The 25877-nt window shown below is 55.6% G+C and carries 30 protein-coding genes and 1 riboswitch; of the genes, 21 read left to right on the plus strand and 9 right to left on the minus strand.

The window, feature by feature from the left end:
- Positions 1–5: 5 nt before the first annotated feature.
- Entirely contained in the window at positions 6–2009 is a 2004-nt protein-coding gene (locus tag K1558_RS07890; protein ID WP_238650845.1) for a chemotaxis protein CheA, read from the minus strand.
- A 30-nt stretch (positions 2010–2039) separates the two neighbouring features.
- Positions 2040–2468, minus strand: coding sequence for a chemotaxis protein CheW (locus K1558_RS07895; protein WP_238650846.1), 429 nt, complete (start codon positions 2466–2468; stop codon positions 2040–2042).
- Positions 2469–2686: 218 nt separating this feature from the next.
- On the opposite strand from K1558_RS07895, the gene K1558_RS07900 reads away from it, so the two are divergent.
- The 9 genes from K1558_RS07900 to K1558_RS07940 all read left to right on the plus strand — a co-directional run bounded on the left by K1558_RS07900 (position 2687) and on the right by K1558_RS07940 (position 9852).
- Positions 2687–3646, plus strand: coding sequence for a tyrosine-type recombinase/integrase (locus K1558_RS07900; RefSeq protein ID WP_238650847.1), 960 nt, complete (start codon positions 2687–2689; stop codon positions 3644–3646).
- Positions 3647–3997: 351 nt separating this feature from the next.
- Positions 3998–4726, plus strand: coding sequence for a hypothetical protein (locus K1558_RS07905; RefSeq protein WP_238650848.1), 729 nt, complete (start codon positions 3998–4000; stop codon positions 4724–4726).
- A gap of 52 nt (positions 4727–4778) precedes the next feature.
- Entirely contained in the window at positions 4779–5207 is a 429-nt protein-coding gene (locus K1558_RS07910) for a GntR family transcriptional regulator (RefSeq protein ID WP_238650849.1), read from the plus strand.
- Entirely contained in the window at positions 5188–6117 is a 930-nt protein-coding gene (locus K1558_RS07915; protein ID WP_238650850.1) for an ABC transporter ATP-binding protein, read from the plus strand. Before K1558_RS07910 ends, K1558_RS07915 begins: the two co-directional genes overlap by 20 nt.
- 2 nt (positions 6118–6119) lie before the next feature.
- The gene (locus K1558_RS07920) at positions 6120–7022 is read left to right on the plus strand and encodes an ABC transporter ATP-binding protein (RefSeq protein WP_238650851.1); all 903 of its coding nucleotides are present in this window, start codon (positions 6120–6122) and stop codon (positions 7020–7022) included.
- Positions 7015–8304: an ABC transporter permease gene (locus tag K1558_RS07925; RefSeq protein WP_238650852.1), complete on the plus strand. Its 1290-nt coding sequence runs from the start codon at positions 7015–7017 to the stop codon at positions 8302–8304. The genes K1558_RS07920 and K1558_RS07925 overlap by 8 nt, the downstream gene beginning before the upstream one ends.
- A gap of 258 nt (positions 8305–8562) precedes the next feature.
- Entirely contained in the window at positions 8563–9054 is a 492-nt protein-coding gene (locus K1558_RS07930) for a hypothetical protein (protein ID WP_238650853.1), read from the plus strand.
- A gap of 103 nt (positions 9055–9157) precedes the next feature.
- Complete coding sequence (locus K1558_RS07935; protein ID WP_238650854.1) at positions 9158–9577, plus strand: hypothetical protein; 420 nt, start codon at positions 9158–9160, stop codon at positions 9575–9577.
- 86 nt (positions 9578–9663) lie between these two features.
- Positions 9664–9852 carry a hypothetical protein gene (locus K1558_RS07940; protein WP_238650855.1) on the plus strand — a complete coding sequence of 63 codons (189 nt, stop codon included), beginning with the start codon at positions 9664–9666 and terminating at the stop codon, positions 9850–9852.
- An 83-nt stretch (positions 9853–9935) separates the two neighbouring features.
- Here the strand turns inward: K1558_RS07940 and K1558_RS07945 are convergent, their stop codons facing one another.
- From K1558_RS07945 to ytxJ, 4 genes are all read right to left on the minus strand, one after another.
- Complete coding sequence (locus K1558_RS07945; RefSeq protein ID WP_238650856.1) at positions 9936–10238, minus strand: hypothetical protein; 303 nt, start codon at positions 10236–10238, stop codon at positions 9936–9938.
- 167 nt (positions 10239–10405) lie between these two features.
- Positions 10406–10578, minus strand: a riboswitch (cyclic di-AMP (ydaO/yuaA leader).
- 71 nt (positions 10579–10649) lie between these two features.
- A complete protein-coding gene (locus tag K1558_RS07950) occupies positions 10650–11981 on the minus strand; it encodes a WD40 repeat domain-containing protein (RefSeq protein WP_238650857.1) in 1332 nt (443 codons plus the stop codon).
- 113 nt (positions 11982–12094) lie between these two features.
- Positions 12095–12334 carry a glutaredoxin family protein gene (locus tag K1558_RS07955; protein ID WP_238650859.1) on the minus strand — a complete coding sequence of 80 codons (240 nt, stop codon included), beginning with the start codon at positions 12332–12334 and terminating at the stop codon, positions 12095–12097.
- Positions 12331–12657: a bacillithiol system redox-active protein YtxJ gene (gene ytxJ / locus K1558_RS07960; RefSeq protein ID WP_238650861.1), complete on the minus strand. Its 327-nt coding sequence runs from the start codon at positions 12655–12657 to the stop codon at positions 12331–12333. Before ytxJ ends, K1558_RS07955 begins: the two co-directional genes overlap by 4 nt.
- Positions 12658–12896: 239 nt before the next feature.
- Between ytxJ and K1558_RS07965 the strand changes: the two genes are divergently transcribed.
- The gene (locus tag K1558_RS07965) at positions 12897–13619 is read left to right on the plus strand and encodes an SDR family NAD(P)-dependent oxidoreductase (RefSeq protein ID WP_238650863.1); all 723 of its coding nucleotides are present in this window, start codon (positions 12897–12899) and stop codon (positions 13617–13619) included.
- A 63-nt stretch (positions 13620–13682) separates the two neighbouring features.
- Here K1558_RS07965 and K1558_RS07970 read toward each other — a convergent pair whose 3' ends face one another.
- The gene (locus K1558_RS07970; RefSeq protein WP_238650865.1) at positions 13683–14588 is read right to left on the minus strand and encodes a CHAD domain-containing protein; all 906 of its coding nucleotides are present in this window, start codon (positions 14586–14588) and stop codon (positions 13683–13685) included.
- Between the two features lie 240 nt (positions 14589–14828).
- On the opposite strand from K1558_RS07970, the gene K1558_RS07975 reads away from it, so the two are divergent.
- Positions 14829–15728: a lipoate--protein ligase family protein gene (locus K1558_RS07975; RefSeq protein ID WP_238650867.1), complete on the plus strand. Its 900-nt coding sequence runs from the start codon at positions 14829–14831 to the stop codon at positions 15726–15728.
- A 580-nt stretch (positions 15729–16308) separates the two neighbouring features.
- Here K1558_RS07975 and K1558_RS07980 read toward each other — a convergent pair.
- On the minus strand, positions 16309–17088 hold the full coding sequence (locus K1558_RS07980) for a carbon-nitrogen family hydrolase (RefSeq protein ID WP_238650869.1): 780 nt from the start codon (positions 17086–17088) through the stop codon (positions 16309–16311).
- A 106-nt stretch (positions 17089–17194) separates the two neighbouring features.
- On the opposite strand from K1558_RS07980, the gene K1558_RS07985 reads away from it, so the two are divergent.
- The 7 genes from K1558_RS07985 to K1558_RS08015 all read left to right on the plus strand — a co-directional run bounded on the left by K1558_RS07985 (position 17195) and on the right by K1558_RS08015 (position 22406).
- Positions 17195–17623 (plus strand): MarR family winged helix-turn-helix transcriptional regulator, encoded by a 429-nt coding sequence (locus K1558_RS07985; protein WP_238650871.1) that lies wholly within the window; start codon positions 17195–17197, stop codon positions 17621–17623.
- Positions 17624–17668: 45 nt separating this feature from the next.
- Positions 17669–18304, plus strand: a complete 636-nt coding sequence (locus tag K1558_RS07990) for a nitroreductase family protein (RefSeq protein WP_238650872.1) — start codon at positions 17669–17671, stop codon at positions 18302–18304.
- A 24-nt stretch (positions 18305–18328) separates the two neighbouring features.
- Entirely contained in the window at positions 18329–18625 is a 297-nt protein-coding gene (locus K1558_RS07995; protein ID WP_238650873.1) for a putative quinol monooxygenase, read from the plus strand.
- 173 nt (positions 18626–18798) lie between these two features.
- Positions 18799–19185, plus strand: a complete 387-nt coding sequence (locus K1558_RS08000) for a hypothetical protein (RefSeq protein ID WP_238650874.1) — start codon at positions 18799–18801, stop codon at positions 19183–19185.
- 112 nt (positions 19186–19297) lie between these two features.
- Positions 19298–19624, plus strand: a complete 327-nt coding sequence (locus tag K1558_RS08005) for an ArsR/SmtB family transcription factor (RefSeq protein ID WP_238650875.1) — start codon at positions 19298–19300, stop codon at positions 19622–19624.
- 106 nt (positions 19625–19730) lie between these two features.
- Entirely contained in the window at positions 19731–21509 is a 1779-nt protein-coding gene (locus K1558_RS08010) for a SulP family inorganic anion transporter (RefSeq protein ID WP_238650877.1), read from the plus strand.
- 201 nt (positions 21510–21710) lie between these two features.
- The gene (locus tag K1558_RS08015) at positions 21711–22406 is read left to right on the plus strand and encodes a DUF1361 domain-containing protein (RefSeq protein WP_238650879.1); all 696 of its coding nucleotides are present in this window, start codon (positions 21711–21713) and stop codon (positions 22404–22406) included.
- Here the strand turns inward: K1558_RS08015 and K1558_RS08020 are convergent.
- Positions 22388–22756 carry an MGMT family protein gene (locus K1558_RS08020; protein ID WP_238650880.1) on the minus strand — a complete coding sequence of 123 codons (369 nt, stop codon included), beginning with the start codon at positions 22754–22756 and terminating at the stop codon, positions 22388–22390. The genes K1558_RS08015 and K1558_RS08020 overlap by 19 nt on opposite strands.
- Before the next feature lie 206 nt (positions 22757–22962).
- Here K1558_RS08020 and K1558_RS08025 point away from each other — a divergent pair, with 206 nt between their 5' ends.
- From K1558_RS08025 to K1558_RS08035, 3 genes are read left to right on the plus strand one after another with little or no spacing between them, the layout of a single operon-like run.
- A complete protein-coding gene (locus tag K1558_RS08025) occupies positions 22963–24519 on the plus strand; it encodes a spore germination protein (RefSeq protein ID WP_238650881.1) in 1557 nt (518 codons plus the stop codon).
- A gap of 14 nt (positions 24520–24533) precedes the next feature.
- Positions 24534–25670 carry a Ger(x)C family spore germination protein gene (locus K1558_RS08030; RefSeq protein WP_238650882.1) on the plus strand — a complete coding sequence of 379 codons (1137 nt, stop codon included), beginning with the start codon at positions 24534–24536 and terminating at the stop codon, positions 25668–25670.
- 2 nt (positions 25671–25672) lie between these two features.
- Positions 25673–25876: a hypothetical protein gene (locus K1558_RS08035; RefSeq protein WP_238650883.1), complete on the plus strand. Its 204-nt coding sequence runs from the start codon at positions 25673–25675 to the stop codon at positions 25874–25876.
- The last annotated feature ends 1 nt before the right edge of the window (position 25877 follow it).

A 25877-nucleotide genomic window follows, 5' to 3' on the forward strand; every position in this document is an offset into this window, starting at 1 on the left:
ATTAGTTAAGCGAAAACTCCCGTAGTGCTGAAAAGACTGGCTGTATCGATAATCAGGGCAATCGTACCGTTGCCCAGAATGGTGGCCCCTGAGATGCTGCCGGTCTGGCCCATATAGGCCCCCAGTGATTTGATCACGATGTCCTGGTTGCCGACAAGCGTATCCACAGCCAGCGCCAGCCGTTTATCCCCGCGTCCCAGGATGATCAGCGGGAGGGAAGCGGCTTGTTTGCCTGCCCCGGCAGGCAATCCCAGGATGTCCTGCAGCCAGACGACCGGTATGATCCGGCCGCGGGCGGTAATGACGGGCCGGCCCCGGACAGAATGAAGCTCACTGCGGGACGCGCGGATAATCTCGGCCACACTGCTCATAGGAATCACGAAGGTGGCTGTGCCGGCATTGACCAGAAGCCCGCGGATAATCGCGAGTGTGAGAGGCAGGCGGACGCGGAAGCGGGTGCCCTCACCCTTAGTGGTCTCAATATCAATCATTCCGTTCAGCCGTTCGATGTCATTGCGGACGATATCCATCCCGACCCCGCGCCCGGATATATCGCTGATCTGTGAAGCTGTAGAGAAGCCGGGCCGGAAAATAAGCCGCAGCGCCTCGTCCTCTGTCATGCTGCCCGCTTCCTCTGCCGTAATCATGCCCTTGCGGACCGCAGAGCGGGTGATCGCTTCGGCATCCATTCCGGCCCCGTCATCCTCGATGACCAGAATGACCTGGTTATCCTCATGGGCGGCAGCGACTCTGATGGTACCCGCTGCGTTCTTGCCGGCGGCAAGCCGGACCTCAGGGGGCTCGATGCCATGATCTGCCGCATTGCGCAGCAGATGAATCAGCGGGTCGCCCAGCTCCTCGATCAGGGTCCGGTCCAGCTCAGTCTCCTTGCCTTCCAGCACCAGTTCAATCTGCTTGTCCAGGGAGCCGGACAAGTCTCTGACCATGCGCGGGAGGCGGCTGAACAGCTGCTCGATCGGCAGCATCCGCACCTTGATCATGCTCTCCTGCAGTTCCCCGGTGATCATAGCCAGGTGGTCAGCAAGCTGTCCCAGCTCGTCAGTCAGCTCACCGGTGCCGTATTGCTGATGGAACCGGCGGTTCAGGAGGTGAAAGCGGGTCTGGTCAATCACCAGCTCCCCGGCCAGGTTCATCAGCTTCTCCAGACGGTCCACCTGCACGCGGATGGTCTGCGGCTTGGTCCGGTCGGCAGCCGAAGAACCGGTCTCCGGTGCTTCCTGGATATTCCGGTCCGCCTGCTCTGCCTGCCCGGGCGGGGGCGGCTTGACGGAATCGCCGGATTCCCCCGCAGGGTCCGGCAGTTCTTCTATGTAGATACGTTCAACGTCCATGATGGACGAAATCTCATCCTTAAGCTGCTGGAGCGGGACTCTGGGCGTAAGCGTCCAGGAGGCTTCATCAATTCCGCTGTCGTGGGCCTCTATCCCGTCCAGCTCCGGCGTCATCTTCAGGACGGCGGCTAAGGTCCGCAGCTTGGCGTCGATCAGATGCAGCCGCGGCAGCTTCATTTCACAGTCCGGCGAGAGCCAGATATGAAGACGCAGGAACTGGAGTGTAAGGGAGGGCCTGGTCTGCGCGTCAGCCGGCGGCGTCTGCTCCAGCAGCTCTTCCGCCGCGAAGGCACTCAGCCTCTGCACCAGCCCGGATACATCCGTCGTCTCCCGGTCTTCTGCCGCAATCTCCCGCTGCAGCGCCCGCATTCCGTCCAGCGCCTGGAAGAACAGGCGGATCAGGGTGCCCGACACGCTCCGTTCCCCGCTGCGCATCTGATGCAGCAGATGCTCCAGATGATGGGTGACTTCCTTCAGCCGGTCATAGCCCATGGAGGCTGAAGAGCCTTTGAGGGTATGGGCTGCCCGGAAGATCTGCTGGATTCCAGCTTCTGTCTCTCCGGCCTGCTCCAGCCGCAGCACCTCATCCTCGATCAGCTGCAGCTGATCCTCCAGCTCTTCAAGGAAGATCCCGCGGTATTCCGATAAGTCAATCATCCTTCACCTTCTCCCGTATAGTCATTGTGTTCAGTCCCGCAGCAGAATCTCATCCAGCTTCAGGATGCCGACCAGCTCCTCAGCGGAGAAGCCGACCCCGTTGAAGAAGGAACCGCTGATTCCGGCAATACTGTCCGGGGCAGGCTGAATATCACTGAAGGTGGTGACCTTATTGACCTTGTCCACAATAACCCCGAGGGCTTCCTCCTGGTGATGCACCACCAGAATGCGGGTATGCTTCGTATCGGCTGTCTCCGGAAGGTCCAGCAGCACTCTCAGGCTAAGCACCGGCACAATTTTGCCCCGCAGATTGATGATGCCCTTCACATAGTACCGGCCGTTCGGCACCTCCGTAATTTCCTGCATTCGGATAATTTCATGAACCCCGGAGATGGGAACGGCATAATGCTCCTGCCCGATCCCGAACTCCACATATTGCTTCTGTAAGGCGGACTCCATAGTGTACCTCCGGCTTTTTTGAATAGTAGCGTGCTCGCACGAGTGTCCTGGCCGCAGCCTCCTTTCCCTTCAGATCATGTACGGGTTCGTCCTGCTGCCATTCTTATCTGGCCCCGCTATTAATCACCTTGTGTAATAATGGGTCAAAATACCACCAAAAATGTCGTACAATAACACTTATGCGACATGTTTTACTTCAGAGGAGTGATCGAAAAACAATGAGACAGACGGAATCCGGCAGTACCTTGTTAAGTTTGGCGGACCCGGCGGAAGGCCACATCAGCGATGACCAGATTGTGCAGATGTTTGTGGCTACCTGCTGTACTAATGTGAATACAAGCCGGAATTATAAGCGGGCCATTGCTGATTTCCGCAGATTCCTTGAAGGGACACCCCTTAGGGCAGTGACCTGGAAGGAGATGGAGGCCTACAAAATCTTTCTGATGCAGGGAGGCTACAGCTATCCCAAGCAGCTCGCGCCGGCAAGTATTGCCGCATTCCTGGCGCCGCTCAAGTCATTGTATAAATGGGGGAACAATCAGCATATCGGCATCTTCGAGGTGAATCCAACCTTAAGTGTGCGTATTCCTAAGATCACAATTACGAGCCGGAAGAACTTTTTGACCAAAAGAGAGGTGGGGGAGCTGTTAAATGAGCTGGAGCAGCAGGGCCTGCGCAATTATCTGATCGGGCTGACGCTGGTCGTATTGGGGCTGCGCGTCTCCGAGCTGACAGCGATGAAGTGGGGGGATTTCCATAAAGACCTGCTGGAGAGCTCCGTCTGGCTGACAATAGAGAACGGCAAGGGCGGCAAGCCCAGAGAGATCAAGGTGCCGCCGACCTTATGGCAGTTATATGACCGCTTGTCGGCCAGCTTGTCGGAGAAGGGCGAGCTTACTCCGGGGCAACGGATGTTCCCGGTAACGCCCAGGCAGGTGGAGCGGATTATCAAACGTGCCGGAGCAGCGTGTCAAATGGAGAAAAAGCTGACTCCGCACTGGCTGCGCCATACCAATGCAACGCTTGCCCTGCTGCATGGAGCTTCGCTTCAGCAGGTACAGGAATCGCTGGGGCATTCGCATATTAATACGACTCAGCGGTACCTTCATACTGTGCAGCAAATACAAAAGGCTGCCCCCGATTTTGTCGAGGACAGCCTGCGGATGTTTATTCAATAGACAAGGTTTGACAAAATGCCCTATAATAAACGCATTGCCGCTTGATTATGTGCGAGTGTGCGAACTTCCTGCTGTTATCTGCCCTGTCAAAGTCGCATAAGTGTTATTGTACGACAAATTTCGTCATGACATACATACATGGTTCGAGAAACCCCACGCTGTGGGGTTTTTTGCTGTGCTTTGCCCGCCGGGTCATAGAAGTTATGGAAATTATTCTGCAGGCGGGTTGACACTGGAAGTCACTGGTCATATACTGTGTATATAGATATATACAGTAAGCACAGACAACACACTGATAATAAGCGGAACTGCTGCCTGCCGCTCAAGACGAATAAAGCGAGGTTAGAGATTATGACAACATTTCAACAAGCCTGGGTTATTGTACGCAGCGAATTCCGCGGTGACCGGTGGAAGCTGCTGTGGTCGCTGCTCTTCGCCATTCTGTTCATGGGTTATTTCTCGGCCATCACAGGAATGGTCATCGATGATACGCTCACGGGACATGACAAACAGCTGCTCAGCGATGTCTTGATGGTTACGATGATGCTGATGCTAGTGATCTCCTTCTCCCGGCGGAATGTGAAGTATATCTCGGAGGACTCCTACACCCGGATGCTGGCGTATATGCGGGCGTTGCCGGTACCGGCAGCTGCTATTCTCTGTAAAAGAAAGCTGGACACCCTGTTCGCCGTTGCCATGAACGGTATCATCTACTTCAGCCTGCTCTATATACTCAGCCCCGGAATACGCGCTGAATTGCCGCCTGCTCCGTATCTGGCTTTTGCCTTTACCTGGATCGGTTACAGTCTGGTTATCGCCGGCATGTATATTATGATTGAGTTCTCGGTCAGCGGCGTTATCTACTTCTGGTCTATCTCAGTGATCTTGCTGCTGGCACTGAGCGTGTCAGGAATGGTCTATCTGGCTGGAGGCAATATTCTCCTGTTCACTGTCGCTGTCTCCAGGTCCTGGGGGCTTGGCTCTCCACTGATGTGGGGTGCGCTGGTGGCGGGTGCTCTGTCCATGCAGCTGTTCTCCAAGTGGACGATTCACCATCTGAAGCGCCGTGATCTCGTATGAGACGGGGCATAGCATTCATCCGTGGGCCAGGCTGGAAAGGCGGGTGTGAATAATGTGGATTCCGATACAGATCAATGAGAACAGCGCGGAGCCGCTGTACCATCAGATTGAGACGCAGCTGAGATCGCTGATTATCTCCGGAGCAATAACGGAAGGAACACTGCTTCCTTCCATCCGCGAATTCGCGGGTGACCTGAAGTGCAGCGTTATTACCGTCCGCCGCGTCTATCAGGATCTGGAGAACGAAGGTCTGCTGCGGACCCGGCAGGGGACGGGCACCTTCGTCTCCCATATCGGATCGGGGGCAATGGAGGACTATAAGCAGGAGACGATCCGCAAGGCGCTGGAGAGCGCCGTGGATGCGGGACTGTCCGTCCATTGCAGCGAAGAGGAGCTGATCAGGCTGTTCACTGAGATCGTGAAGGACAAATACAGCAAGCAGGCAGAAAGAGGGGAAGCTGATGGGACAGCAAGCCATTGAGCTGCGGGATGTATGCAAGAAGCGGAGGAGCAAGACCATCGGGCCGATGAATCTCCGGCTGCCGCAAGGATATATTACGGCGCTGGTGGGCCAGAACGGTGCAGGCAAAAGCACGCTGCTGAATATGCTGATGCAGCTGATTGTGCCGGATGAAGGGGAGATCCGCTGGTATGAAGAGGCTTACCGCGGCGTGCTGCCGCTGGAGGTCCGCCAGACCATCGCATACGTGCCGGAGATGCCGCAGCCGGAGGAGAACTTCTGGACACCCGGTGAGGCTGCCGCCTTCCGCAGCCATTGGTATCCTGCCTGGGACCAGAGCTACTTCGAGGAGCTGATCCGGAAGTTTGAAGTGCCGCCGAATGCCAGACTGGGCAAGATGTCCAAGGGGGAGCGCCGCAAGTTCGAGCTTGCCGCGGCTCTTGCGGCGAAGCCCCGGCTGCTGCTGCTGGATGAGCCGTCATCGGGTCTGGACCCTTTTGCCTGGAAGACGATGATTGACTCCCTGCATAAATATATGGAGGAGCATGAGGCTACGGTAGTCATCTCGACCCATATAGTAGATGAAGTTAGGCGGCTGGCTGATTACATCGTGCTGATGCATCAGGGGCAGCTGCTCGGAATGGCCGAGAAGGACAGTCTGTTCGGCTCGTGGACGGAGCTGTGGGTGCAAATTGAAGATGAGCAGGACCTGCAGGCGCTGGCAGCCGAGCTGCCGCAGGCGCTGGAGCTGAAGCAGGAGGCACCGGGTGTGGCTTCACTTCTAACCCAGCAAATTTATCTGTATGAGAAACGCATCCAGGAATTGGGCGTAAAGGTACTGAAGAGCCGCAGCCTGGAGCTGGATGAAATCCTAAGCTTATGGACCCGGGGACATCGTCCGGTTCTGATCGACCAGAAGAGAGGGGAATAAGAATGGAAGCATTGCAGTTGGAGCAAGTGGTGAAGCAGTACGGCGAGAAGACAGCAGTCAACGGAATCAGTCTGAAGGTGGAGCGGGGAGAGATTTACGGCCTGCTGGGTGCCAACGGTGCCGGCAAAACCACGACCATGCGCATGGTCCTCGGTCTGATCTACCCGGATGGCGGCCGCATCCTCTATAACGGCAAGCCCTACAGCAAGGAGCTTCAGCATCTGACCGGCTATCTTCCGGAGGAGCGCGGGCTGTACCCGAAGGTCAAGGTCAGCGACCAGATTATCTATCTGGCCCGGCTGCGCGGGATGGCGGCCAGTGAGGCCGATAAGAGTCTGAAGTACTGGCTGGACCGCTTCGATGTTCCGGAATACTACAATAAGAAGATTGAAGAGCTGTCCAAGGGTAATCAGCAAAAGATGGGCTTCGTCGCTGCCGTGGTCCACAAGCCGGAGATTCTCATCCTGGATGAAGCCTTCAGCGGACTTGATCCGGTGAATGTGGAGCTGCTGAAGGATACGGTCAAGGAGCTGCGGGATCAGGGAACCAGCATTCTGTTCTCCACCCACCGGATGGAGCATGTCGAGGAATTATGCCGCAATATCACGATTCTTGACCGCTCCAACACCGTGGTTCAAGGGGATATCCGGGAGATCAAGAAGGGATACCCGCGGGAGCATGTCGTCCTGCGCACCGCCGGTGAAGTGAACGGCCTGGCGGAGATTGCCGGAGTGACCGGAGTGGAGCGGCAGGAGCGCGGCTACCTGATCTCCATCAGCGAGATTGGCGCTGCACAGCGCATCCTGCAGGCGGCGATGGCACAAGGCGAGGTCGAGCATTTCGAGATCAAGGAACCGACGCTTAACCAAATCTTCATCAGGGCGGTGGGTGAATCCAATGAATAAAATGACAACGATTATCGGCTTCACATTCAAGAATAAGGTCAGAACGAAATCCTTCATGATTACAACCCTGATCCTCGTTCTGCTGCTCAGCATCGGGATGAATATCCCTTATCTGATCAAGGTATTCAACGGAGAAGACGGAGCCAAGGAGGCGACACAGATCGGAGTCGTTGCCGAGCAGGGCTTCAAGCCTGCAGAGCTGCTGACGGCCTATACCCCTCCGGCTGAAGCGGAGGATCAGGTGGTCTTCACTGCCTATCCTTCCGCAGACGATGCAACCCTTAAGCAGGGGCTTGAGGACGGGAAGATTGAAGGGTATCTGACCTTTGCCGCAGAGGGCAGTGAAGGCTTGCCTCCGGTGACGTATCATAGCAAGGACGGAGACATCAGCAGTAAGCTGAGAACGAATCTGCAAGCGGCTCTGCAGCAGGTGAATACCGGCCTGATTGTCGGCGACAAGCTGACCGAGAGCCAGGTGGCGGCAATCTTCGCTCCAGTAGCGATTGATACCGCGCAGCTCAGCACAGACGGGGCTGCTGGAGATGCAGAGCACGTTCAGGATAAACCGCCGATCAATTATGTAGTGGTCTATGTCCTGCTGATGTTATTCTTCATGTCCGTTATGATGACCGGGAATATGATTTCGGCTGAGATTACCTCGGAGAAAAGCTCACGCATCATGGAGATTCTCATCACCAGCGCCTCACCGCTCACCCAGATGTTCGGCAAGGTCATCGGGATCTTCCTGGTCGGACTAATGCAGATCGCCATTATCTCGGCTGCTATTGCCGTCAACCTGATGCTGCCGCACAATTCCGGTATCCTGAGTGATTTCGATATGGATCTGGGTCAACTGGATGTAGGAATTCTCGTATATGGCTTCATCCTGTACATTCTCGGATACTTCCTGTATGCCCTGATGTATGCGGCCGTCGGCTCGATTGTCAGCCGGACCGAGGACCTCGGCCAGGCCGTAATGCCGGTGATGATGGTAGGCTTCGTCAGCTTCTACCTGCCACTGTTCAGCATCTCGAACCCGGATACGCTGCTCGTGAAGGTAGCTAGCTTCGTCCCGTTCACCTCTTCGCTCAGCCTGCTGCTGCGCATCGGGGTCGGGGAGGTCGCCGTCTGGGAGATCATGGTCTCGCTGGCGATCCTGCTGGTGACAACCTTCATCTTCGGCTGGCTTGCCGCCAAGATCTACCGCACTGGCGTCCTGATGTACGGCAAGCGCCCTAGCATCAAGGAGATCAGAAAAGCGATGAAGGCTTATAAAATTTAAGAGTACATCAGCCTAACGGATTGGGAGTTACGGGGATGCTGGTTGGACTCGTGAAATTTAGAAGTAATTAAATGTATGCTAAAAGCTCATCCCGATTGGGCTGAGCTTTTAGCTATTGCGGTGACCGGATTAATCATCAACATTGACAATGCACAGTGATAGGGTTCATTAGGCCGATGGGCGATATGGGAATAACGCACTTTTTAGCTTCTTTTGGCCAATAAATAGGATAAGTTATCAATGAGAGGGAGCGTACCAATGGGAAAGGAATTGGGTGGCGGGCCTGGTTATGATGAATTAAGCGTTGAGGTCACAGTGGATGTATCCAAAAAGTATATTAACGTATCCAAGCATAAAAGGGTTTTGACACCTGTCATAAACGAAACGGTCATCTTGTATGTCAACGAGGTTAGGCTAAATGAAGATGCTGATGAAGTATTTGTGGTCACTGAGTTCTTTGAATCCCTTATGCAGCAAGGACAGCTACCCATGTATACATGCTCCTGCGGCATTTTTGGCTGTGGCGGGTTCTACGTTCATGTTAGTTATAAAGATCAGGGTGTAATGTGGGAGACCGAACAGTCTGCATATAGGAAGTTCATGTTTACAAGAGAAAATGTTCGTTGCGTTGCCCAGAAGCTCATTAAAGAACTGTCAGCTCTTAATGATCTGAGAACGGCTAGCGGACTTCAAACGTATCACAATCTGGATAGCTATAGAGCAAAGCTTGACGGATTTATTAATTACTAAGCCGGTACAATACAAACATGGGGGGACATATGACATGAGTAAAGAAGGAGGGTTGAGATGAATATAAAAAGGATGATAACCGCTGCTGCCGCCGGGTTTCAGTGTGGATCTGATTACGGAGCCTGGTACGCCGGAGGGCAATTTAGCTGAGAAATTAGAAGCATCCGGAGAGCAGCCGTATCGGCCGGAGTTCACCTCTTTTCAAGTAAAGGTAGATGAAGTAGTCACGGGTGAAGAGGTTGCCGACACGATTAACCTTATCTATAATTCGGAGTTCAAAGGAGTTGAACCAGAACTTGAACCAGGCATGAGAATTGTCGCAGCGGTCAAAAAGGGCGTCGGTAAAGAACAGGAAGGAAGCTATTCATTTACCCGGTATGGCACGTATTATGTGGTTGAAGACGACTATGTGCTGTCTGCATTTGAGGGACAGACCGAAGAGATGAAGGCCTTCTCCCGGGAGACCAATGGTTATAAGCTCGATCATCTCATTGCGGAAATTAAAGCGCTGAAGGGGAACTGAGAATTGCCGCCAGCCGGGCCGCGCTGGTTAAACCTCTCCCGATGGTGTACCTTAATACTAGTATCCGTTGGGAGTGATGAGTGGTTATGAAGAAAAGTAGAGGAATCCCCGTGCTGGTCACGGTCTCGATTGTGCTGATTATTATCAGCAGCCTGATTCCGGCAGACCGGTCTACGTGGCTGGGAGCGTTGCAGACCCTGCTGCTGGGCTTGGGGCTACTGGGCTGCTGTATGGCGTTCATGCGGTTCGCCAAGGGCGGGAAGGGCAAGCGCTGAACTGCGCCATGAGTTAGAGCCGTAGCGGAAGCTGAGGCTTTTTGCAGGTTCAGGCCCCTTGTGATGAGACTACGCTCTCCGCCTCAACCCGCCGAAGGGCGGTGGACCGCAGGCAAGGCTGAATGTGCAGCCGCCATCTGCTCGCGTATGCTTCTAAGCCGGACCTTCAGCTCGGGGATGCTGCGCTGGAGAATTCCGCTGATGTCGGACAGGGGAAGCTGCAGGCCATACCATAGAGCGCTGCGTAAGGTAGCAGCAGCGGCTTGTTCGGCGCGGGCTCCCTTTTCCAGCAGCAAGCAGCTAAGGGCATCGACAGGTCCGCTGTACTGCTGGACATAGTCGGTGAATCCGGCAGCGGCTGCTGCCTGGGGTAAGGGCTCTGGCATATGGACACGTTCCTTCCTGATTGGGTAGTGTAATTTGTGCAGGGTGAAATGCGGCAGCATCGAGAAAGGGAGTGTCCGCTGAGCGCAAAAAACCGCAGACAGAGGAAGACCTCTGCTGCGGCTAGTGGTGCAGGCGGAAGACGCCTGACGCCATAACGTGGCGGATCATGATCTCTCTCTTGGCGCTTACGAGGTTAGCTGCCGGATTCGGACGGTGAGAGTCGCCCTACCTGCCGGAAACGGCGCAAATGGCCTTCTCCTTCGGATTCACCCCAAGTCGGCCTGACGGCCGGATGGTTCCCCCGTTTTCCGCATGGCGGAAATTCAGCGTGTATGAATATGCTTATTTTCATGAATGCCTTCAGTTGCTTTCAACACGAATCATACTCTTTTCAGGAACTTACAGTCCTATCACCACCACAGAGGCTTATTCTGACTCTTCCACGCGATGATCCGTTTAATCTCACGAACCGTTCCAGTTGTAATTTCATAGCCGCTGCGCTCTGTGGCCTGGAGGTCCAGGATGTGCAGCATCCCTCCGTAAGTTCCCACGGCCAGCAAGGTCTCATCCCGGTTAACAGCTAATCCCGAAATCGTGCTTCCGGCGTAATAACGCCACAGCTCCTGCCCTTCTGCATCTATGAGCCGCAAGTAGCCATAGGCGTCGCCAATGACAACACCGTCCTCCAGAGCGGCCGCCGCATACACCCGGGCTTCCTCATTGACCACCGGATAGTCCTGTTCCGCCGGGAACTCTCCTGTCTCCGCATGTTCAAGGGACACGGCCAGGGTAGTGCCATTATAGAAGTGGCAGGCATTGTACCATACACTGCGCTGATCCTTCGTGAAGGTAGCATAGTGCGGGTAGCTGGATTCCGTATTGAAGCTGTGCACCTGGCCTGTAGTGATGTCATACAAAAGGTGATCGCTGCCCTGGCTGCCAAGAGCGATCCATCTTCCATCAGCAGATACGGCGCCATGCGCCATGTCAATCTCGATAGACTCCATCTCATCTTCCTTGTATTCTTCGAGATCCGGATGCAGCAATTTCACGCCCCATGGCTCCTCGCCCGCTTGCTGGGCCAGGAAAATTCCCTGGCTGCTGACCAGAAGCAGCGCTTGTCCCCCGTTAAAAGGAATCACTTCTTCCAAAGGTAACTCCTGTTCCAGGCTGTCCAGGTTCAAAACGGAAAAGTCCGGGCCGAGTGCTTGAATCTTCCCGTTCAGCTCACGCCAGGTGAGCTCGGCAATGACCTCTCCCTGTAACGCGCTGTTCATGGATTGCATAATGGTGATCCCTTGCTTGCCCGCAAGTGCATGAAACTGATTGTCGGGAGATGCACCAACCAGGCTGTAAGCGTCAAATACAGACAATGCTTCCTGCTTTACGGTCACCACTGTATTGCTCTCCCAAGGTGAGCCGGTGCTGAACACCACTTCATCATCACTTATGAAATGAATACCGCGAACCGCCTGCATCTCCTTCTGGAATTGCCTTTCCAGCGGCCACGTTGCCGCCGGCAATTGCGCCCGCAGCTCAGTAAGCTCACCCTGCTCATTAGCCCCTCGAATCATCTTATAAACTTTCGCGGCAAGGGACGAACGTGTATCCTCCGAGGGCTCATTCCCCGCCTGGTCCCAGCCGTCAGTCAGCCCTTTATGGACAAACTGATTAATATCGTGGGCATAACGTTCTCCCTCTTCACGCCACTTAGCTGCAATCTCATCTTCTAGCCACTTCAAATGATCAATCCTCCTGTTCATATATATATAAATATACAAAATTTTCATCCGCGAATCGCAGCAAAAAAGGTGCTGCTTCTGTTAAGAAGACAGCACCTGTCTGAAACATCCTGTTATTTGGCAGCTTCGATTAGTTGTTCAAGCTCAGGCAGATTGAAGCCTTTGACCGCCCGGTCCCCGGAGACGGTGACAGGAATGCCCATGAAGCCGAGCTTCTCGACTTCCTCCTGGTAGACGGTGCTGGCCATGACATCCCTGACCTCGAAGGGGAGGCCCTTGCTCTCCAGCAGCTGCTTCACCTGGCTGCATTCGCTGCAGCCGGAGGTGGAATAGACAATAATATTCGCGCTCATTGTCCGGTTGCTTCCTTTATCGCATTTTGGGTAATCTTCCAGTGGGAGGTATTCCAGCGGACTTCGCCGTCCTCGAGCAGGAAGATCTGCGGCGATTCATGCTTGATGCCGAAATCCTCGGCAATCCGGTTGGACACAGGACGGTCCTCAATGACATGAACGATTGCTGCAGGCGTATCGGACTGCTGCGCATAAGCCTGGAATTCCTCGTGCGCCTTGGCACTGATCGGGCAGGTGGTGCTGTGCTTGAAAAGCAGTTTTTTGCCGGGCTGGCTAATATATTGCTCCAGTTCATCCGTGGTACGGATCTGTTGAATCGACATGGGGAATCACCTTCCTGGGATAAGATTTGATGAAACCTGTTGTCAACAATTGTGTTGTTAACAACTATATTATTCCTGATTGTAGCATAGTTCAAAATTAAAGCAAAACAAAGTTCAGCCTGGCTTGCCCTCTCCAGCCCCTCCCTTGCGGGATGTTGTTAAAGGGTGGGGGCTATGCTAATGTGAGAAAGATAAGCAAGGCCCGGTGTATAAATAGCAAGGCTGAGGGGAGAGGGCGGATGAATAGGGTCGCTTGTGTGACCGGCGCGGACCGTGGACTCGGATTGCACCTTGTAGGCTCATTACTGGAGAAGAAGTACACGGTGTTCGCCGGACAGTATATGAAGGACTCGAAGGCACTGGAAGAACTGAAGGCACAATATCCCGGCAGCCTGCGGCTGATTCCTCTGGATATCGGCAGGACCGGGAGCGTGAAGGAAGCCGCACGGAGTATTGCCGGAAGCACAGGACATCTCGATCTGATTATCAATAATGCCGGGATTATTCACCGGGCGGACGATGCTACCGTGTTGGTGGATATGGATGATGAAGCCATGGCGCAGCTCTATAATGTGAATACGCTGGGGGCGCTGCGGGTCAGCAATGCCCTGATGGGGCTGCTCCTTCAGGGCCGGCAGCGGCTGATAGTCAATATCTCCTCCGAGGCCGGCAGCATCGGACGGAACAAACGGATTAACATGTATGGCTACTGCATGTCGAAGGCCGCGCTGAATATGCAGTCCTCGCTGATGCATAATCACCTGCGGGTCATGGGCGGCCAGGTGATGGTCTTCCATCCGGGCTGGCTGCAGTCCTACATGCATGGAGAGAAGAATATGGAAGCTCCGGTCCCGCCGGAGGATGCCGCTGAGAAGATCATGGCAATTATCCAGAATCACAAGCGGTATCTGGCCGATGAACCGGCTTATATTGATCTGGACGGCAATCTGTGGCCCTGGTAAATAAGGCAGGACACGCAAGGATTATCTGCGGTGTCCTGCCTTCGTATAGGTTCGGGGTATAATCTAAGAATGATGCCTGCCGGGGATTTCCGTTACAGGTACAACCTCATTCTGGTACAGCGCCTCAAGCACCTCATCCCGGAGCGTCTCCGTGAATGCGGTCCATACCTTTTTGCCGGCACCTAGCTCCTGGCGTCCAATAGACTGAAGGGTCTCCAGCCAGAGCCGTTTGTCATTAATCACTCCGAGCTGATCCTGGATGGCCTTATAGACGGCCTCGTGGGCATGGAATTTCTGATCCAGCGCAAAAGCGGCCGCATTTGCCGTATACCGCAGCTTCTTGGCGGCGATCCGCAGCTCATGAAGCGCCTCAAAGGCTTCCTTCGATCCGGCCTCAGAGCCCTTGAATAAGGCTTTGCAGGCTTTTTTCTTCTGTTCGAACGCGACCTCAAGCTCCCGCATGACCACATTCGCATCTGTACGTGCGGCAAGCTCTGCCAGTCCGCTCCCGGTCAAATGATTCCACGACGCCTCAAGCGCAGGGCCGGTCAGCTTCGGCAGCTCCTGCTTCAGCTTCTTCCGCGCCGTCTTGCGCTTCGCCTTCTGGTGCTTAATGACCGCCTTGAGCAGCTTGGCCGTCTTGGTCTGATCTGCTGCCTTCGCCGCCTTGCGCCGTTCCTTGAACGATCCGATCAGCACATCGGCATCCCTCACTCTTCCGAGCCGCTTCTGCGCCTGCTTGAGCGCGCTGTATAATTCGGTTGTAACAGAGTGGCTTGGATCAAGAATGGACAGCAGGGTCAGCAGCTTGCGGCTGTTCACTCTGGCCTGGTGGATATCTTCATCGCCGAAGCCGTTCAGCGCATCCTTGCTGTAATCCTGGAAATTAATATATAGCTTCGTCAATGCCTGTTCCCATAGTCTGGATTTGCTCATTTGCCTGTCTTTACCTTGGTGTTCAGTTGTCATGCAGCATCACTCCTAAGGGTTGTGTATAGCATGAGCTTCAGCGCAAAACTTATTAATGGTATTATTTGTTTACCTAGTTTAAGAATAACGGGTCCGGGCCGTCTTTTCAAATTCCGGGCGGCTACGCGCAAGGCTTGTGCGGCTGGAGGATGAATCGGTTACAATAAAACTCATCATGAGGATAAAGCCAGGGGGAGACAGAGATGCAGCGGTTCTTCACATGGGATAGGGGGATCGGGTATGAGAAGTGAGCCTTACCAAGTATTGGAGCAGGGAAAAGCCGGGAGGCTGCCGGAGGAGCTGGTGGTATTCACCCATCTTGGCGGGGAGGATGGGGAGTCCGCCCGGGCCGGGGATATGCTGATTCCGTTTGCTTTTGAGGAGGTGCTGTGCCGGGATGTTGGAGCCGGAAGGGTTCCGCCGGCGCTGCATCTCTGGCGTCACCCGGGCGGTGTGGCCCTGGGGCTGAGGGACAGCAGGCTGCCGTATGCTGCAGCGGCGATGCAGGAGCTGGAGCAGGAAGGCCTCCGCACTGCGGTCCGCCATTCGGGCGGTGCGGCGGTACCACTGGATGAAGGAGTCGTGAACGTGTCGCTGCTGCTGCCGAAGCCGGCCGGCAAGCTGGACTTCCACGATGACTTCCGCCTGCTGGCTTCGCTGATCGCCGAAGCGGCGGCATCGGCGGGTTATCCGCAGGCGGCGGCGCTGATCCGTGCGGAGGAGATCGCCGGATCGTATTGCCCCGGCGATTTCGACCTGTCGATCGGCGGCCGCAAGTTCTGCGGCATCGCGCAGCGGAGGCAGAGCAGCGCGTATTTCGTCCACGGGTTCGTGAACGTGGACGGCTCGGGACTCGCGCGCGGGGAACGCATCCGCCGCTTCTATGAGCAGGCTTCCGGCGGCGATGCGTCGCTGGATTATCCGCGTGTGCGGCCGGAGACGATCGCCGCGCTGGGGGAGCTGGGCGGCCCGGCATCGGCGGCCGCCTTCGTCTCCGGCCTCCGGCAGGCCATCGCCGGCCGGGGGTGCCGCCTGCTGCCGGCGGAGCTGCTGCAGCAGACGGCGGGGTATAGCCTGCGGTACAGTGATCCGCAGGTGCTGGAGGCCGCGCGCGTCCTGCGGGAGCGGTACGCCCGCTGAAGCAGCGGTACCGCCGGGTGCGGAACATCCCGGCGCTCGAACAAGCGGGTGCAGACGGTGAAGGTGTCTGCACCCGCTTGTTAGTTCTGGTGCGCTCCCGCACCCATAGCGGATTACCGCCGCACCCCGAGCTACAGCCTAACTCCAAGTTACTATCGAACCCGAACCACAGGCTGAACTCCAAGCTACTGTCACCCCCGGGCCACAGGCTGAACTCCAAGCTACTATCGCCCCCGAGCCACGGCTGAATTCCAAGCTACTGTCGCATCCAGACTCCATACTGCGCTGCAACAACCCACTCCACGCGGACTGGAATTCCGTTATTTCTCTCCATTCAGCACTTTCGCCAGACTCGCGGACTCACAATCCGTTAACTAACCTTTTCTGCCTGTTTTGCTGCTCCCAACCTCCGGATAGCGGAATCTCAGTCCGCAACGAGCAGAAAAAGGGCATTATTCACTGAATAAGGGCCTCTCAGTCCGCGTAAGCTTCCTAGCACACGCTAAGACCGAGCCCGAGCTGAGTCACCGTCCAACCGGACACTTCTTTGCCCTTATCTGCAAACAACCGCAATCACCCCTTACCGGTACAGCTCCGGCCGCCGGTCGGCGAAGACCGGGATATGCCCCCGCACCTCCCGGACCTTGGCGAGATCGAGCTCGCCGCTGAGGATCTGCTCGTTACTTGAGGCTTCGCAGACAATCTCGCCCCACGGATCAATGATCATCGAATGTCCGGCAAAAGCATTCGCCGGATCGCTACCTGCCCGGTTGCAGGCCACCACATAGCACTGGTTCTCAATAGCCCGGCTGATAAGAAGCGCCCGCCAGTGGGCCAGGCGGGGGAGCGGCCATTCCGCGCAGAGGAACAGCACCTCCGCTCCTTCCGCCATATGGGTCCGCACCCATTCCGGGAAGCGGAGATCATAGCAGATCAGTCCGGCGCACGGGACGCCGTCCAGCTCGAACAGCCCTTTGGCAGCGCCGGGCTGGAGGTAGAGATGCTCGTCCATCAGCTTGAACAGATGCAGCTTGCTGTACGCCGAGACACGCTCCCCGCTGCGGCTGAAGACATACATGGTGTTGGTAATCCCGCTCGCCTGCTTGGCGGCCACAGAGCCGGCCACCATATTCACGCCATATTCCCGGGCCAGTGCAGAGATGAAGGCGCCGGCGGTCTGTCCGTCCGGATCAGCGGTCTCGTCCAGCCGGGTCAGATCATATCCTGTGGTCCATAGCTCGGGAAGGATCAGACAGTCCGGCCGCCCGGCGGCAGCCTCACGAATTAAGCGCTCAGCGGCGGCATAATTCACCTCCGGTTTGCCGAATGCTATATCGAGCTGAATCAGGGCTATTTTCATAACAGAACCTCCCATAAATTAATTAGTTGACGGGTCAATGAATTCGGTGTAAAGTATATTTTGCAAGAAAGATTTTGCGCAATATATTTGTGTTAGGGGGTATATCTTGCGACAAGCGCTGCCGGTTGACCATCAGATCTTTGAGCTGCTGCAGGCCCTCCACAAAGGCATCGGTCCTAAGTTCGAGCGCTGTGCGGGCGTGACACCGACCCGGTTCCGGCTGCTGCAGGAGCTGTACCAAGCCGCAGAGATCAGCCAGATATCGCTGCAAAAGCTGCTGGCCATTGACCCCGCAGCCGTCACCCGCCACTTAAAGGGGCTTGAGGAGAGCGGAATGATTACCCGCCGCAAGCATCCTGACGATAACAGAGTCACCCTGGTCTCGCTCACGCCTCAAGGGCGGGAGCACATCAATGACTACAGGGAGAACAAAATCCAGTTCATCAGCGATATCCTGAACGGATTCGATGAACAGGAGCGGTTAGTGCTCGCGGACATGCTGAACCGGCTGCAGCATAACATCAATGGCATGTAATGCAGCCTTCACTCTATAATTCAACCACAAAGGAGCCAAATTTTCATGAACACTACTAAAAACAATGATTTCACCAGTATTATTACAGGACGCCGCTCGATCCGCAAATATGATCCAGCCGTCAAAATCAGCAAAGAGGAAATGACCGAGATCCTGACAGAAGCCACACTGGCACCTTCCTCGGTCAATATGCAGCCTTGGCGTTTCCTGATTATCGAGAGCCCGGAAGGCAAAGCGAAGCTGGCCCCGATTGCCAAGTTCAACCAGACCCAGGTTGAGACCTCAGCCGCAGTGATCGCTGTCTTCGGCGACCTGAACAACTTCGATTATGCTGAAGAAATCTACGGAACGGCCGTTGAGCGCGGTCTGATGCCTGCTGAGGTTAAGGAAAGACAGCTGAAGGCCCTCAGCGCCCACTTCGCACAGCTGCCTGCAGATGTGAACAGAGAGACGGTAATGATTGACGCCGGTCTGGTCTCCATGCAGCTGATGCTGGCCGCACGCGCACACGGCTATGACACCAACCCTATCGGCGGGTACGAGAAGGATCAGATTGCCGAGCTGTTCGGCCTGGACAAAGAACGTTATGTTCCGGTTATGCTGATCTCGATCGGCAAAGCGGTTGACGAAGGCTACGCTTCGGTACGCCTGCCAATTGATAAGATTGCCCAGTGGAAATAAGAGAGACCAAGAGGAGATAAGCTGATGATTATTATCCATGCATTGCTTCATGTTAACCCTGAGCGGGAGAACGATTTCCTTGCTGCGGCGAAGCCGCTGATCGCTGCAACACATGAGGAAGAAGGGAACATCTCCTACGAGCTGTATAAGCACGCAGCCGACGGCAATGTCTACATTATGGTTGAAGCCTGGCGTGACCAGGCAGCGGTGGGTGCTCATAATACAAGCCCGCATTTCACCGGATTCGCTGCCAAAGCGGGAGAATTCCTGACTGCGCCGCTTGATGTGAAGGTGTATACCGCGGAGGAACTGAGCAGATAAGCTTTTCTCGGTCAGTACTCCACGTTCAAAGATATCTGCCCCTGGATGCCTGGCAGTCTATGACTGCTGCGGCATCCTTTTTGCGTCAGCCCGTTGTCATACTTACGCCTGTTATTCTCTATGCACCGGATCATGTATAATAGCGGTAGAATGACAGATGAAGATGGGGCGAAATGAAGATGCGTATACATATTCTTGGTCAAGGTCTCCGGAAGGATGAAGTGAGCTTCAGCACCGCCGGGTTCGGGCACGCAAGGGCTATCTGGTGCGGTTCTCCCGTTCAGCCGGGGGAAGAGCTGGATGTGGAGCTGGAGGTGCCCGGCCTGCTCATGAGCTGGATCGATATTGCTCCTGCCGCAGGCGGGGATCGCGGGCTGCGGACGGAAGGGGATACCGTAATTCTCACAGGAGTGCTTGAGAATATCGAAGAGGACGGGGCCGGGTACCTGCGGATGGGCGGTGATCTGATCATGTTCGAATGCCTCGGCGAGCCTATGGTGCTTGGGGGGCTTGTGGAGATCAGGACCCGGGAAATCAGACTGTATCCGGTGAATCTGTGAGGTCGTCTGGTCCCGGGCAGGAGGAAGGAATTGCGCACCCGGCATAGCCACCTTCCGGCAAATGCGCTACACTAATATAGATTGGCAAGTACAGATAAGGAGCAGAGGTCTGATGAACAGCGATATTCAACAATTCAAGACGGAATTCTTCAAGGCGCTGGCTCATCCGATGCGGATTCGGATTCTGGAGCTGCTCAGCGAAGGCGAGAAGAATGTGAACGAGCTGCAGGCGATTCTCGGCTCGGAGGGCTCTGCGGTATCCCAGCAGCTGGCCGTACTCCGGGCGAAGAATGTGGTCACCAGCGTCAAGGAAGGAACCACCGTGATCTATGCCCTGCGTGATCCCTTGATCAAGGATCTTCTGGCCGTTGCCCGGCAGATTTTCGACAACCATCTGGTCAGCACTATCTCTCTGCTTGAAGGCATCCGCAGCGAATAACCCCGGCCTCCGGGGGCGGATTACCCCGTTGACAAGAGCGGCGGGCAGGAGTAATGTGAGTGTTATATTCAAATAATCAGATATTCAGAGAAAAGAAGGTTAGAGCATGACAGGCTGGGGCCGGTTCAAGGGCTACAACATCGCTTCGCTGCGTAAGGACATCATTTCAGGGACAATCGTCGGCGTTATTGCCATCCCTTTGGGGATGGCATTTGCTATTGCTTCAGGGGTTAAGCCGGAATACGGGATTTATACCACGATTGTGGCCGGCATTCTGATCTCTCTGTTCGGCGGCTCAAGATTCCAGATTGGCGGGCCGACAGGGGCCTTCATTCCGATTCTGTTCGCGATTGCTATGCAGTACGGATACGAGAATCTGCTGATTGCCGGCATGATGGCCGGGGTCATTCTTGTAGTGATGGGCGCGCTGCGGCTGGGGGTCCTCATCCGGTTCATTCCGAAGCCGGTGACCATCGGCTTCACCACAGGGATCGCTGTTATTATTTTCACCGGGCAGATTGCCAATTTTCTTGGCCTCCGCGATATGAAGCGGCATGAGAGCTTCGTGGACAATATGAAGGAGATTGGTGCCCATCTGCCGACTGTTAACCTGTACAGTATCCTGACGGCAGCGGTGTGCCTGGGGGTTGTGGTGCTGGGGATGCGCTTCGCGCCTAAGGTGCCGGGCTCGCTGATCGGGCTCTTATGTGCGACCGTGATCGCCGCCCTGTTCTTCAGCGGCAAGGTGACGACCATCGGCTCGGCCTACGGAGATATTCCGAATACACTTCCCAGCTTTCACTTCCCGGTCATTACCTGGGAGAAGATCAAGCTGCTAATCCGCCCGGCATTCATTATAGCAATGCTGGGAGCGATTGAGTCACTGCTGTCCGCTGTGGTGGCTGACGGCATGGCAGGTACCCGTCATGACAGCAACCGGGAGCTGATCGGCCAGGGGGTCGCCAATATCGCCGCCCCGCTGTTCGGCGGCATTCCGGCTACCGGCGCGATTGCCAGAACTGCAACCAATATCCGCAGCGGCGCTGCGTCTCCGCTCTCCGGGGTGATTCACGGCGTGGTCGTGTTCCTGATCCTGCTGCTGTTCGCCCCGTATGCTTCCAGCATTCCGCTGGCGGCCATGGCTCCGATCCTGATGGTCGTGGCCTGGAATATGAGTGAGCGTAAGGAGTTCCTGCACCTGCTGAAGCTGAAGACCGGGGATTCGCTGGTGCTGGTGATTACCTTCCTGCTTACGGTATTTGCAGATCTGACCGTAGCGGTGGAAGTGGGCCTGGTCCTGGCCGTCATTCTCTTTGTGAAGCGGATGGGTGAGGTGCACAGAGTCTCCAAGGTGCTGCCGGACCCGTCCTCGGTCAAGGTGGAGGCACATATGGTGACGGAGAGCCACGATTGCCCGCAGATCGGGATCTATAATGTCGAGGGGCCGCTGTTCTTCGGGGCTGCCTACCGCTTCGATCATACGATGCCGGAGCTTGGCCCGGACCGGCCGAAGCTGATCCTGCTGCGCATGGGCAAGGTGCCGCTGATGGATACCACAGGCGAAGCCAATCTGGCTGCGCTGGTGAAGCAGCTTGACGGCATTGGCGGGAAGCTGCTCATCTCCGGCATCCAGAGCCAGCCGCTGGAGCTGCTGAAGAGAACCGGGCTGTACGACCGGATTGGCGCGGCACAGTTCTATGACCATACCGGTGAAGCGATCAACGATGCGCTCAGCAGTGTGAACCCTGGCCGGTGCCGGGGCTGCGCACATATGGCCTTCAGGGAATGCAGTGCGCTCTGCCGCCCGGACGAAGCCGGATCCCGCAGCGGAGCCTTCAAAGGGCATGCTCCCGTTGCTGCCAGGAAGCTGAGCGAAGGGATATAAGCCAACCGCCGGAAGCCAGTTCCCAAGCAGTTGCAGCTGGGGTAATCATACACAAGCAGCGTTTCCCTTTAAGGGCAGCGCTGCTTTTTTTATTTTTGGGTGGAGGCACACTGTCAGTTAATCATCCAATATTGGACTGTGCCATCCAGTATTTGTACAATGACAGAGACGACTATACCAAGGTAAGGGGCGTAACACTTTATGAAGGAACTGAATTATTCTAGGGTCTTTGTCCTTTTGGCGGCGATGACGGCGGCGACACTCGGAGTATACGGGGTGGTGTCGCTGCGGACGGATACGTTCTATGCGTTCCTGCTCTGGAACCTGTTTCTGGCCTGGGTGCCGTTCTTCTTCTCGATGGCGGCGCATGAGCTGGATAAGCGGAGGATTGGCGGTCTGCTGATTCTGCCGCTGGGGATTGCCTGGCTGCTGTTCTTTCCGAACGCGCCTTACATCATGACCGATCTGGTGCACCTCACGGTCAGCAAGAGCAAATACATCCTGGACGGTACGATCCAGAGCCGGTACTGGTATGACCTGGTGACTCTGCTCCTGTTCACCTGGAGCGGCTGGCTCACCGGCTTCTTCTCCCTGTACCAGTTCCAGCATGTCATTTACCGTAAAAGCAATATGCTGCTCTCCTGGCTCTTCGTGCTGTTCGCCTGTGTCATGGGCGGTTACGGGGTACTGCTCGGCAGAGTCTACCGGCTGAACAGCTGGGATGTGCTGACCGACCGCCACGAGCTGTACCGGCTGGTGATGGAGAGCCTGAACTTGCAGTCGGTGTTCTTCAGCCTGTTCGTTGCCTCTGTACTGCTGGTGATCTATGCCACGATGTATTGTCTGCTGAATGTGCTTGGAGGCGATAGCCGCAGAACTTATTCCAGCGGCAGATAATCCTCATCCGCCGGGCCGGCGGCAAGTGATGCTTCAAGCCCGGGGCCGGGAACGTACTGGTACTTCTCCAGATCTACGGCCCCCCGGCCGTCAAATTCAATGCCCTCGCCTTCCAGGTAGAGCCGCTGCAGTGAGGCGGATTCATCCTCGGTGAGCGAGATCATCCCTTTGGCATTGATGACTCTGTGCCAGGGCAGCTTATATTTGCGGCTCATGCTGTGCAGGATGCGAACAACCTGTCTTGCCGCCCGCGGGCTACCTGCCGCCCGGGCGATGCCTCCGTAGGTCATGACCGAGCCTTCGGGGATGGATTGAATAATGCGGACTACCCGTTCTGTGAATGGTGTCATGATGGCGGCTCCTTTATCGATAGCGTAGCGGACTCTCCTGTGAATCTAGCTGTAATAACCATAACATATTGCTGCCCCGCAAGCAGTCCCTGCGGGGTTATTTGCCGTTCACAGGTGCTAAAGTCTGCGTTCCTGGCGAATAGGAGTCAGAGAGGCGGGGGATAATCAGAGCAATAGATCATAGACCTGCGTTAGGAGGAATGGCGATGACTGTGAAGGGAAAAGGGACTGCACTCAATAGTGAAGCTGCCGGTGAAAGAGCTGCAGAGCATCGCCCGCTAAGCGCTTCACTGGAGGAGACGGTGGCGCTTGTGCGGAAGATTTTCAATAATGACGGCACACTGAGAGTAAGAATTATTGAGAACAGCCAAGGCTCTGCTGTCCGCTGCGGGTTAGTCTATGTAGACGGAATGGTGGACCGGACTCTGATTCAGAACGGGATCATCAAGCCGGTGCTGGCTTACCAGCCTGCCGAAGAGGAGAGCAGAGACCCGGCAGGTCTGATAGAGAGCATACGGATGACCGTTATCGATGTCGCTGATGTCATGGTCTCCGAGGAGATGAGCGGGCTGATCGGGGCAATCGTCAGCGGGAAGGCGGTGCTGCTGCTGGACGGCTATGCCGGAGGTCTGATCATCAATGTTCAGGGATGGGATTCCAGAGGGATAGAAGAGCCGACTACCGAGAAGGCAGTGCGCGGCCCCCGTGAAGGGTTCACCGAATCGCTGCTGGTGAATCTGACCCTGATCCGCCGCAGAGTGCAGGACCCTGATCTGAAGTTTGAATTCACGGAAATCGGAACACGCAGCAAGACGCAGACCTGTATCTGTTATATGGAGAGCCTGGCCTCCCCCGCCATTCTTAAGGAGTTGTATGAGCGGCTGGAAAAGGTGGAGCTTGACCTCATTCTGGATACGGGTTACCTGGCTGAGCTGATCCGCGATGAGCCCTATTCTCCGTTTGAAACCGTCGGCAATACCGAACGCCCGGACACACTCGTCAGCAAAATTATGGAGGGCCGGGTTGCCGTCCTCATCGAAGGCACCCCTTTTGCACTGACCGTTCCTTATATATTCGTTGAGAATTTCCAGGCCAGTGAGGACTACAATATCAACTACTACTTCGCTTCATTTAACCGCCTGCTCCGAGTCATGGGAGCCTTCTTGTCGATCAGTATCCCGGCCGGGTATGTTGCCCTCGTGACCTATGCCCAGGAGATGGTTCCCACCCTGCTGCTGTTAAGTATTGCAACTGCCCGGCAGTCCGTCCCCTTTCCCACCATTGTGGAATGTCTGATCATGCTTACGATCTTCGAGGTGCTAAGGGAAGCGGGCGCGCGGATCCCGACCTCGATCGGCCAGGCGGTCAGCATTGTCGGGGCGCTGGTGCTGGGCCAGGCGGCCGTGGATGCGCGGATTGTCAGTGCGCCCATGGTCATTGTGGTGGGATTGACCGGGATAACGACATTGCTGAATCCGAGGCTGACCGGGCCACTGATCATAGCCAGACTTGCACTGCTGTGCACCACCTCTCTTCTGGGCATCTACGGATATTTCTTCGGTCTGCTCGGTCTGGTCATTCATCTGATGAGCCTGCGCTCCTTCGGTGTCTCTTATATGCTCGGGGTAGGCTCCATCCGGCCGCAGGATATTAAAGATACTGCTATCCGTGCGCCCTGGTGGGATATGAATCTGCGGCCGGCGGTGATAGGCATGCGCAACAGAAGACGTAAGCCGCCGAAGCGGCCGGCCAAGCGGTCATGAGGCCTGTATGGAGGATGGGGGCGGTCCTTCTCTCTCTGCTGCTGGTGAGCCTAAGTCTCTCCGGCTGCTGGAATTATACCGAAGTGGACGACATGGCGATTGTAGCCGGGGTAGCCATCGACAAGAATGAGGACGGAAAGCTGCTGCTTACCGCAGAGATTGTGGATACAGGCGGTGCAACGGGCAAGTCCCAGGCAGGCTACAAGATGGTCAGCCTCAGCGGGGATACAATGTTTGAAATCGTCCGCGATATGATCTCTATGACCGGCAAGAAGCTGTTCTGGAGCCATGCCAAAGCTATTATTTTCAGTGAGCAGGCAGCCCGAGAGGGCCTGGTCAAGTTCATTGACTGGTACAGCAGAGACACGGAGACCCGGTCGGATGTATTCATTTTCGTGTCAGGTGAGAAGACGGCCCGCGAGGTTCTCAATCTGAACAGCACCACCGAATCCATCCTGTCCTTTGAGCTGGCACAGATGATGCGGGATGAACGGTATGCGAGCATCGCTCCGACCGTGGAGATATGGGACTTCATCGATAAGCTGGAGTCTTCAGGCATCCATGCGACTGCACCGGTGATTCATATTCACCGCAAAAATGGCGAGAAAAGCGAGCGGGTGGCAGGGACCGCGGTATTCTTGAAGGACCGGATGGTGGGCAAGCTGAACGGCGGTGAGACGAAGACCATGCTGTTCATCAAAAATGAACTGCGCGGAGGGGTGCTGGCAGTGAATGATAAGCGGGGGAAACCGGCATATTCGCTGGAGGTTGTCTCGAACCAGACCAGGCTGAAGCCGGAAATGGTGGACGGCAGGCTCCGGATACAGATTCATACCTTAACCAAGACCGGGCTGGATGAGGTGATGACGCCGGAGGGATTCCTGCAGGGAGAGAGTATTCCTGATATTGAACAGAGAGCAGCTGAAGGGCTGCAGGCGGATATTCTTGCGCTGGTTCATAAGATGCAGCAGCAGTATGGTGTGGATATTTTTGGTTTTGGCGAGAGATTATACGATACTCATCCTAGGCTCTGGGCCCAAGTGAAGGACCGCTGGCCTGAGATGTTTGCCGATCTCGAAGTGAGCGTCAAGTCCAAAGTGATCATACAGAGCACCGCCAAAACTTCACGGGCCATCCGGGTGGGGGATTGAGTATGGTCATTTATGTGGTATTCATCTACGCATTGATTGCTGTAATCGATCCGTACGGGCTGCGGAAGAAGCGGATGAAACGGGATTTTCTGGTCTGCTCCGTCCTGTACCTGATCTCCTTCGCGCTGGCCTTTGCGCTGTCCATGCGCTGGGAGATCCCCAGTCCTTCACCGCTGATTGTAGATTTAGTGAAAAGGCTATATTAGA

The organism is Paenibacillus piscarius (genome assembly GCF_022234545.1).
GTDB classification, from domain to species: domain Bacteria; phylum Bacillota; class Bacilli; order Paenibacillales; family Paenibacillaceae; genus Paenibacillus_AQ; species Paenibacillus_AQ piscarius.

Coding starts and splice junctions, on each gene's coding strand:
- K1558_RS07945 (WP_238650856.1), bottom strand. CDS start 10,238: ATGCCAGAGCCCTTACCCCAGGCAGCAGCCGCTGCCGGATTCACCGAC.
- K1558_RS07965 (WP_238650863.1), top strand. CDS start 12,897: ATGAATAGGGTCGCTTGTGTGACCGGCGCGGACCGTGGACTCGGATTG.
- K1558_RS08010 (WP_238650877.1), top strand. CDS start 19,731: ATGACAGGCTGGGGCCGGTTCAAGGGCTACAACATCGCTTCGCTGCGT.
- K1558_RS07895 (WP_238650846.1), bottom strand. CDS start 2,468: ATGGAGTCCGCCTTACAGAAGCAATATGTGGAGTTCGGGATCGGGCAG.
- ytxJ (WP_238650861.1), bottom strand. CDS start 12,657: ATGTCGATTCAACAGATCCGTACCACGGATGAACTGGAGCAATATATT.
- K1558_RS07955 (WP_238650859.1), bottom strand. CDS start 12,334: ATGAGCGCGAATATTATTGTCTATTCCACCTCCGGCTGCAGCGAATGC.
- K1558_RS07915 (WP_238650850.1), top strand. CDS start 5,188: ATGGGACAGCAAGCCATTGAGCTGCGGGATGTATGCAAGAAGCGGAGG.
- K1558_RS07975 (WP_238650867.1), top strand. CDS start 14,829: ATGAGAAGTGAGCCTTACCAAGTATTGGAGCAGGGAAAAGCCGGGAGG.
- K1558_RS08030 (WP_238650882.1), top strand. CDS start 24,534: ATGGGGGCGGTCCTTCTCTCTCTGCTGCTGGTGAGCCTAAGTCTCTCC.
- K1558_RS08000 (WP_238650874.1), top strand. CDS start 18,799: ATGAAGATGCGTATACATATTCTTGGTCAAGGTCTCCGGAAGGATGAA.
- K1558_RS07940 (WP_238650855.1), top strand. CDS start 9,664: ATGAAGAAAAGTAGAGGAATCCCCGTGCTGGTCACGGTCTCGATTGTG.
- K1558_RS08035 (WP_238650883.1), top strand. CDS start 25,673: ATGGTCATTTATGTGGTATTCATCTACGCATTGATTGCTGTAATCGAT.
- K1558_RS07920 (WP_238650851.1), top strand. CDS start 6,120: ATGGAAGCATTGCAGTTGGAGCAAGTGGTGAAGCAGTACGGCGAGAAG.
- K1558_RS07930 (WP_238650853.1), top strand. CDS start 8,563: ATGGGAAAGGAATTGGGTGGCGGGCCTGGTTATGATGAATTAAGCGTT.
- K1558_RS07900 (WP_238650847.1), top strand. CDS start 2,687: ATGAGACAGACGGAATCCGGCAGTACCTTGTTAAGTTTGGCGGACCCG.
- K1558_RS08015 (WP_238650879.1), top strand. CDS start 21,711: ATGAAGGAACTGAATTATTCTAGGGTCTTTGTCCTTTTGGCGGCGATG.
- K1558_RS07995 (WP_238650873.1), top strand. CDS start 18,329: ATGATTATTATCCATGCATTGCTTCATGTTAACCCTGAGCGGGAGAAC.
- K1558_RS07910 (WP_238650849.1), top strand. CDS start 4,779: ATGTGGATTCCGATACAGATCAATGAGAACAGCGCGGAGCCGCTGTAC.
- K1558_RS07980 (WP_238650869.1), bottom strand. CDS start 17,088: ATGAAAATAGCCCTGATTCAGCTCGATATAGCATTCGGCAAACCGGAG.
- K1558_RS08025 (WP_238650881.1), top strand. CDS start 22,963: ATGACTGTGAAGGGAAAAGGGACTGCACTCAATAGTGAAGCTGCCGGT.
- K1558_RS08005 (WP_238650875.1), top strand. CDS start 19,298: ATGAACAGCGATATTCAACAATTCAAGACGGAATTCTTCAAGGCGCTG.
- K1558_RS07970 (WP_238650865.1), bottom strand. CDS start 14,588: ATGACAACTGAACACCAAGGTAAAGACAGGCAAATGAGCAAATCCAGA.
- K1558_RS07990 (WP_238650872.1), top strand. CDS start 17,669: ATGAACACTACTAAAAACAATGATTTCACCAGTATTATTACAGGACGC.
- K1558_RS08020 (WP_238650880.1), bottom strand. CDS start 22,756: ATGACACCATTCACAGAACGGGTAGTCCGCATTATTCAATCCATCCCC.
- K1558_RS07890 (WP_238650845.1), bottom strand. CDS start 2,009: ATGATTGACTTATCGGAATACCGCGGGATCTTCCTTGAAGAGCTGGAG.
- K1558_RS07905 (WP_238650848.1), top strand. CDS start 3,998: ATGACAACATTTCAACAAGCCTGGGTTATTGTACGCAGCGAATTCCGC.
- K1558_RS07925 (WP_238650852.1), top strand. CDS start 7,015: ATGAATAAAATGACAACGATTATCGGCTTCACATTCAAGAATAAGGTC.